Below are 1,786 nucleotides of genomic sequence, written 5' to 3'. Positions count from 1 at the left end.
ACTATTAAATTAGACAATGAATTGCCCCCAATGCCTAAATTTGTTGAAGGGGTAAGACGAGCGCCTAAGAGAGAGTTTACACTATCGAAAACAGAAACTGAAATCGCTTTAAAAAACGCTCTAAGGTATATACCAGAAGAATTACATGAAAAATTAGCACCGGAATTTTTAGATGAACTATTTACTTATGGAAGGATATATGGTTATAGATTTAGGCCAGAAGGAAGAATATATGGAAAACCAATTGATGAGTATAAAGGTAAATGTATTGAAGGAAAAGCTTTCCAGGTGATGATAGACAATAACTTAGATTTTGACGTAGCTCTATACCCATATGAATTAGTGACCTATGGAGAAACAGGACAAGTATGCCAAAATTGGATGCAATATAGACTAATAAAAAAATACCTTGAAGAACTAACTGAAGAACAAACTCTAGTAGTAGCATCAGGACATCCCTTAGGACTTTTTAAATCTACCTCTAACAGTCCAAGAGTTATCATTACCAATGCGTTAATGGTAGGGATGTTTGATGATCAAGAACATTGGATTAAAGCACAAGCCATGGGAGTAGCTAACTATGGTCAGATGACAGCAGGGGGTTGGATGTATATTGGACCTCAGGGGATAGTCCATGGAACTTACAATACAATATTAAATGCAGGCCGTATGGAATTAGGCACAAAGGACGATCTAAGAGGCCATCTATTTGTAAGTTCGGGATTAGGAGGAATGAGTGGGGCTCAAGGAAAAGCCTCTAAGATTGCAAAAGGTGTTGGAATAATAGCAGAAGTTGACTATTCTAGAATTAAAACCAGGTTAGACCAAGGTTGGATCGACATTTCCTCAGACAATTTAGAAGAGGTATTTAAGTTAGCAGAGGAATATATAAAAAAAGAAGATCCTATTGCTATAGCTTATCATGGAAATATAGTAGATCTATTAGAATATGCAGTAGAGAAGGATATAAAAATAGAATTATTATCAGATCAAACTTCTTGTCACGCTCCCTATGATGGAGGTTATTGTCCACAAGGATTGACCTTCGAAGAAAGAACAGAAATGTTAAGAAGGGATAAGGAAAAATTTGCAGAATTAGTAGATAAATCATTAATCCGTCATTTTGAACTAATTAAAGAACTAGTAGATAGAGGAACCTATTTCTTCGATTACGGTAATAGTTTTATGAAAGCAGTTTTTGATGCAGGGGCCAAAGAGATAGCTAAGAATGGTAGAGATGAAAGTGAAGGATTTATATTCCCATCCTATGTAGAAGATATAATGGGCCCAATGCTGTTCGATTATGGATACGGTCCTTTTAGATGGGTATGTTTAAGTGGCAAACAAGAAGATTTAATAAAGACGGATAGAGCAGCAATGGACTGTATAGACCCAGATCGAAGATTCCAAGACAGGGATAATTGGGTATGGATAAGAGATGCAGAAGAAAATAAATTAGTAGTAGGAACCCAAGCAAGGATTCTATATCAAGATGCTTTAGGAAGGTTAAAAATAGCCCTTAAATTTAATGAAATGGTGAGGAATGGAGAAATAGGTCCAGTAATGCTAGGAAGAGACCATCACGATACAGGAGGAACCGACTCGCCCTTTAGGGAAACAGCCAATATAAAAGACGGTAGTAATATAATGGCAGATATGGCCACCCATTGTTTTGCAGGCAATGCAGCAAGGGGAATGAGCTTAGTAGCCCTCCATAATGGTGGTGGAGTAGGAATAGGCAAAGCAATAAACGGTGGATTTGGTATGGTATTAGATGGAAGTGAAA

The 1,786-nt window shown here is 37.0% G+C and carries 1 protein-coding gene; it reads left to right on the top strand.

The features are described from left to right. Positions 1-30: 30 nt before the first annotated feature. Positions 31-1,786 (top strand): urocanate hydratase (locus CUL_RS17160; protein WP_236616467.1); only part of this gene is annotated, 1,756 nt, incomplete at its 3' end.

The organism is [Clostridium] ultunense DSM 10521 (assembly GCF_000511955.1).
Taxonomy (GTDB): Bacteria; Bacillota; Clostridia; order Tissierellales; family Tepidimicrobiaceae; genus Schnuerera; species Schnuerera ultunensis.
The sequence above is the reverse complement of the archived record's forward strand: the minus strand, read 5'-3'. Positions and strand labels throughout refer to the sequence as shown.